This window comes from uncultured Gilvimarinus sp., assembly GCF_963975215.1.
GTDB lineage: Bacteria > Pseudomonadota > Gammaproteobacteria > Pseudomonadales > Cellvibrionaceae > Gilvimarinus.
Genome location: NZ_CAXBFW010000003.1, coordinates 247,342 through 254,598 on the forward strand (window position 1 = coordinate 247,342; position 7,257 = coordinate 254,598).

Annotated in this window: 1 protein-coding gene; it reads left to right on the top strand. The window is 54.5% G+C overall.

The window, feature by feature from the left end:
• Nucleotides 1-210 precede the first annotated feature (210 nt).
• Nucleotides 211-7,257 (top strand): retention module-containing protein (locus AAC019_RS04230; RefSeq protein ID WP_339897319.1); only part of this gene is annotated, 7,047 nt, incomplete at its 3' end.

Below are 7,257 nucleotides of genomic sequence, written 5' to 3' on the forward strand. Positions count from 1 at the left end.
CGGCCTCCGGCTAACCTCTCCCCCCATCTACCAGCGGCTTTGCGGCCTCCTTTACTTCTGTTAGCGCTTAAGCGGGCACCTTTATATTCATTTGCAATATTGGACTTAGGTACAATAGCCGTGTCGCTTTTTTCATCTTAACCTGTCACTAATAAAAATTCCGCGCCAAAACGGTGCGGATATCTGATTTGGTTAGGACTGGAGAACTCGATGGCGACTCAAGCGGCAACCGTGAGTGTATTGCAAGGGCGAGCATGGGCAAGGGCAGAAGACGGCTCTTTGCGCGAGCTAGCGGTGGGCGACGTGATCGCGGCCGATGAGCGCTTAGTGACCGAGGCCGGCACCCGTATTGAGCTGGATTTTGGCGATGCCGCTCCGGTTACACTTAGCGGTGTGCAAGATGTTGCCATGAGCCCGGATCTTTGGCCCGATACCGCTGCCGCCCGCGATGAGGCCAGTGTTCTCAATGAGCAATTTGATGCCATCTTAGCCGGCCTGGATGAAAACGACAGCCTGCTGCTTGGGGGGGACGGCGATCTGCTGGATATGCTCGACCAGGCGCCCGCAGCGGGCCAAAGCACCTCTGGCGGTGGCCATAGTTTTGTTCGGGTTGAGCGTATCAATGAAACGGTGGATGGTCAGTCCTACGAGTTTGCCGCCGGCTCCCGTGCGGAGGCGACCACCGCCGAGGCCGACGACTTTGCTGTAAATAATGCGCCCACCACGGCTGATCAGTCTCTCTCAACCGGCGAAGATACCCCGGTTCTGGGGCAGATCAGCGCGCAAGATCTCGATGGCGATAGCCTCAGCTATACGCTGACTCAGCCTCCCGCCAATGGCTCCGTCACCTTAAACCCCGCGACGGGCGAGTTCGAATACACCCCGAATGCCGATTTTAATGGAGCCGATGAATTTACAGTAACCGTAAGTGACGGTACTCAGAGCGCCGTAAGTGTTGCGCAAGTTGATGTTATCGCCGTGAACGATGCGCCGGTGGCGCAAGACCAAACCGTAACGACACCTGAGGATACCCCTCTTGCGGGTCAGGTTGACGCGAGTGATGTCGACCTTGGCGATACCCTCACCTATGCCCTGGACATACCTCCTGCCAATGGCAGCGTGACCCTTGACCCAGACACGGGTGCTTTTACTTATACGCCTAACGAGAATTACAACGGTCCGGATAGCTTCAATGTCATTGTAACTGACAATTCGGGCGCCACCGATACCGCCACTGTGCAGCTGAGTGTCACCCCGGTTAACGATGCGCCCAATGCTGTCGATGACGGCCCGTTAGAGACCTTTGCTACCACTACCGTTACCGGCAATGCGCTCGATAACGACTCCGACCTCGATGGCGATAACTTGCAAGTTGTTGGCTTTAGCGTTGCCGATAACGACACCGTTTTTGCGCCCGGCGATGAAGTACCGCTAGGAGATGCCGGGGTATTTGGCATCGATGCAAACGGGGAATTCTATTTCACCCCGAGTGACGGCTACAGTGGCCCGGTGCCCGAGGTAAGTTATACCGTCAGTGATGGCTCCCTGACCGACTCGGCGGCTATTCGTTTTGACGACGTACCGGGTGGCGTTGCGCCGCCGCCTCCTCCGCCACCGGTTGAGCCTCCAGCGGCCACTATTGCGTTGGATAATATCACCAGCGATAACATCATCAGCGCTGCCGAAGCCGCCGGCAACGTCGTGGTTACCGGCCAGGTGGGTGGCGATGCGCAATCGGGCGATACCATCACCTTAACCGTTAATGGCAACGACTATACCGGCACCGTCCTCGCCGGTGGTGGTTTTAGTATTGCCGTCGCCGGGGCCGATTTAGCCGCTGCGAATGTTATTTCGGCGAGCGTTGACGGCACTAGCGATAGTGGCCAGAGCTACAGCGCCACCACAAGCGCAGGCTACAGCGTTGACACCCAGGCACCACAAGTTGCTATTACGCTCGATGAGCAAATAACCCCCGATGACATTATTAACGCCCAAGAGGCGGGGCAAACGATTGCCATCACCGGCGCCGTATCGGGCGATGTGAGTGATGGTGATCTAGTCACCGTAACGGTTAATGATGTTGTTTATACCGGTGAAGTTACCGGTGGCGCCTTTAGCATTGATGTTGCCGGCAGCGATTTAGTTGCCGACGCCGACAACCAAATTGAAGCCAGTATTACCACATCGACCGGCGATGTTAATGGCGAGGCTACCGCGACCGATAGCGAAGGCTACGCAGTTGATACCGAGCTGCCGGTTGTTTCTATTACCCTTGATGAGATTACCGATACCGACGCCATTGCGATTGCCGCCGCTAACGGCGAAAACACCACCGTTACGGGCTCGGTCAGTGGCGACGTTGTCGATGGCGATATCGTTGAGATAACCATTGGCGGAAACACCTATTCGGGACAAGTGGATGGCGGTACTTTTGCCATCGACGTAGCGGCCAATGATTTTGTGACGGATGCTGATGCAAGCGTTGCTGCCAGCATCACCGTACAAGACACTGCGGGCAATTCGGCCAGCGCCAGCGATGACGCCGACTTTATCCTTAACCCGGTTAATGTTGCGCAATTCACCGATAATTTTGTCAACGGCGTGAGCTTTACCACCAGCTCGGGTTTAAGCGGTATCACCGGTGAGGCGGGCGCGGACGGCTCTTTTTATTATCGTGCCGGCGATACCATCACCTTTACCGTGGGCGATGTTACCGTTGCCGAATTTAGTGCCGATGCCATTGTCGGCAATGTATTGTTTTTGCAGGATATTGCCGGCACCGCACTGTCCGATAGCAACTCAAACTATGTCGAGAACATGGCCATCTTTTTACAGGCCCTCGACAACGACTTAACCGATTCGACGCCTAATGATGGCATTTTGCAAACGAATGATTTGCAGAACAACCAAGCCAGCTACGAGAGCAACATCACCATCACGCCCGAAATCCGTGATGCCTTTGCCAACTATATTGATCCAACCACCGGTGCGCCGTTAAATATTGCCACCGCCGGTAAAGAGATGATCTCGCAGGCGCTGGCCAGTGTAGGTATCGAGTTCACCCGCGATAGTGAGCGGGATCCGTCCGGCGATAACGTGTTTGAAACCATCGCCATGGAGCACGTTGCGGTCACCATCGAAGAGCTGGCCGGCGATCGCGGGCCGGTAACCGCTGATGAGCGCACCGAAGATGTGCTCGACGTACCCGGCGGGCTTATCCAGTACAACTACAACGAATTAAATGGTGAGATTACTTTTAATACCGATGATCTGCTTGAAGGGGCGGTAGGGCGTCAGGTTATTACCGAGAACTTACTGGTTAGCAATGTCCAGCTAAGCGCCAGTTACACCGATATTGGTGTGCTGGAGGATCGCGGTAACGGCGAATACGCCATTGTGTTAAGCCCCGATACCGACCAGTATGATCTTGAAGGTTTGTCTATCGATTATCGCGTCGAAGACTGGACCGTATTCCGCGACGTGACCTCGGCCACCCAGGATCAATACCGCTCGCACCTGTCGGCTGATATTCAGGACGTCGGGGAGGGCGATGGTTTCAATCAGTTTACTCTTAATAGCGAGCTGGTTTTTGACACAGATTCGTCGCTGTTAATTAACTTTACCAGCGAGTTACTCAGCGATCAGCTGGGCTACCCGATTGCCGAGTACGCGGATGATTACTTGGTGCCACTCGAGTACTCCAACGATGGCGGCCAAACCTGGCAGCAAATGCAGTTGCACTCCACCGTTAATAGCGATTCGGGGTTGCCGCGGCCGATATTTGAGTTTGTATTAGGCGCTGGCGATAGCAGTGTCGAGATTCGCGTGCCGATCTTTGACGATGCTATTATTGAAGACCCTATCGAATACTTTGATGCGGTTGTCTCGGGCGATAACGTGTACGACGAGCACCTGCAATTCGGCATTATAGACAACGATGCACAAGGTCAGGACCTTCCGCTGATTAGCCTCGATTATGTTCTGGTGGTTGAGGGTGACGGCGATGCGGTATTTACCTTAACGCTTTCCGAGCCCAGCACAGAAACCGTAACCGTTGCCTATCAAACCGCCGACCAGGGCGCCTTGGCCGGCGAAGACTACACGGCGGTACAAGGTGTTGCTGTTTTCGCACCAGGCCAAACCTCGGTTACTGTGACAGTACCGGTAATTGACGACGATATTATCGAGTCGCAACCGAACCCAGAGTTTGCTCTGCTTAATCTATCCAATCCCACCAATGCAGCTCTGGCTGATTCACAGGGCACCTTGCGGATTTTTGATAACGATACGCCCGATAATGCCGCCATGACACTGGATATCGACCCGGTAACAGGCGATAACCTGATAGACGCCTCTGAGGCGGGCAGCATGGTAACCCTAACTGGCACCGTGACGGCTGACCCAGCCATTGGGTTCTCATTGGTAACCATTACGGTTAACGGACAAAGCTATCAAGCCGTTGCCGATAGCAACGGCCGTTTCTCGGTACAAGTGCCCGGGCAAGGTTTGATCGATGACGCCGACACGACCGTTACCGGCCGCGTTATCGGTGTGGGTGCCGATGGAGCTCAAGGTTCGGCCAACGCCAGTGAAGCATACGCCGTCGATTTAAGCGCACCGACTATTTTAATTAACGATCTTAATGGTGAGCTGCAACCGGGCGAGGCGAGTGTTACCGAGGCGAGTGGTACCACCGTAAATGGTACGATTAATGTCCAGGCGGTAGCGGGTATAGCTGCCGTTACCATCGCCGGTTTCGATATTACCGGGGCAAGCAATACACCTGTTACCATTAACAGCCCGCAAGGGCAGTTGTTGGTTACCGGTTACGATGCAGCGACCGGCGTCATCAGCTATCAATTTACCGAGTCTGGCAGTGCCGCCGATCACACCGCTGGCGATGTCGTCGACAGCTTCGAAGTCCGCGTAACCGACACGGCCAGCGTTACCGTTAGCGACAACCTCGACGTTTATATTCTGGATACCGCCCCAACCGCTGAAGCTGCCAATATCTCGATTGCCGAAGACGGCACTCAGGTCATCGGCGGCGTCACTATTGCTGCCGGCGCTGATACCTTTAATGTTGACGTACAAAACAATGTGGCGGGTAACTACGGTCAATTTAGTATCGATGCTAGTGGCCAGTACACGTATGTTTTAAACGGCGGCCAAACTGCGGTTCAACAGTTGGACGACGGTGAGCAGCTGCAAGACTCCTTCACCTATAACGTCACTGACAGCGATGGCAACGTTAGTAGTAACACGGTTACGGTCACGATTAATGGCGCAACCGATGCCGCGCCCGTCATTGTGGTCACCGACAGCGATGGTCAGCTTACGCCAGCTGACAATAGTGTCACGGAGGCGACAGGCAGTACCGTGGTTGGTTCGGCTAGCGTTAGCGCCGAGGCGGGTATTACGAGCGTAACGGTTGATGGGCAAGACATCAGCGCTGCGGGGACGACTCCCGTCGTTATCACAACAGCCAATGGCAGCTTAACAATTACTAACTACGATAGCGCTACTGGTGTTATCTCTTATCAGTTTGTCGAAAATAATACCGCGGTTGATCATAGCGTAGGCGATGTTATCGACACGGTTGTCATCGCCGTTACCGATGTTACCGGAACTACCACCAACGCCAACTTAGACATCCAAATTCTGGACACTGCCCCGGCCGCCGTTGACGACGCCGACACGGTAGTGCTGGGCGGCAGTACGAGTGGCAATGTTATTACCGGAGCGGGTGCCGATACGTTGGGCGCCGACGGCGCGTCACTTAATCAAGTCAGCTATGGCGGTGTTACATACGATAGTAACAGTGCAGAGTTTAATGGCAGTACCTGGACAATTGCCGCAACTAACGGTGTGCTGCAGATCGACACCCAGGGTAATTACACCTACACCTCTAATGCTACGGCACCAGCGCCGGTTAATACCGGTGGTGGCGACGCCGCGAGCTGGAGTGGTGTGGCCTTGTATGGCTTTGCTGCATCGGGCGATGCTTATACCGATAGTGCCGGTAATTTAAATCCAGCGGTTCTCGATGCGGCGCACGCTGGCAATGTTGTTTTTGCGCAAAACCAAGTGGGCGTGCGGGTTGGTGCGGGTGATATCTCTACGATTGACTCGAGCGATAACAATGGTCCGCAAAGTCAGGCGCTTATCCTCGACTTAGGCACCAGCGCCAGTCAGGCCAACGTCCTGTTTGGACAAGTCGGCAGCACGGATGATGGCCGCTGGGTTGCTTACGATGAAAATTTCAACGAGGTAGGCTCAGGCAGTTTTGATGTTTTGCCTTACAGCGTTCATGTCGAGCCAGGTGCTAGCTTCCAGTATTTAGTCATATCAGGTGCAGACACTGACGATCACTTTTCTGTGCACAGCGTTGACTATATTGAATCGGCAGCAAACCCCGCCGATGAAGCGTTTGGCTATCAATTAATTGATGCCGATGGCAGCGTCTCCAACGAAGCAAACTTAGTTATTAATCACGATCTCTCGGTAACCGATGGCAATGAGTCGATTGCCATCGGCGAGAACGACAACATTGGTGCGGGTGAATTTAATTTACTCGACAACTCAACGCCCAACAACGGCGGTAATGTCATCACCTCCACCGGTGATGAGTCCATTATTATTAATAATGTCGACCTTACCCACCTGTTTACCATCAGCGCAACAGGCTTCAGCTACGGCCAAGCCGAGTTCACTATTACCCACAAAGAAACGGGTTTTACCGGTGTATTTACGCTCAATAGCGATGGCAACCTGACGTTTGATAATGGTTTAAACCCATTGTTTGATTTCCTTAACGAAGGGGATCAAGCCAGCATTAATGTGGACTACATTGTTAACGGCAGCATTCAGTCGACTTTAACAATCAATGTTGCCGGCGCGGAAGACGCGGCGGTGATCGGTGGCGTGAGCACGGGCACCGTGGCCGAAGACGGCACGCAAACCGCCAGTGGTGCGCTGAGCATCAGCGACGTGGACAGCAGCGACAACCCGGTGAGCTTCGCGGACGTGGCGAGCACCGCGGGCGACAACGCTTACGGCAGCTTCGTGTTAAGCGGTGGCAGCTGGACCTACACCCTGGACAACGCGGCGGTGCAGTTCCTGGACGCGAATGAAAGCGTGACCGACAGCATCACCTACACGGCGACCGACGGCAGCAGCCAGACCATCACCGTGACCATCAACGGCGCGGAAGACGCGGCGGTGATCGGTGGCGTGAGCACGGGCACCGTGGCCGAA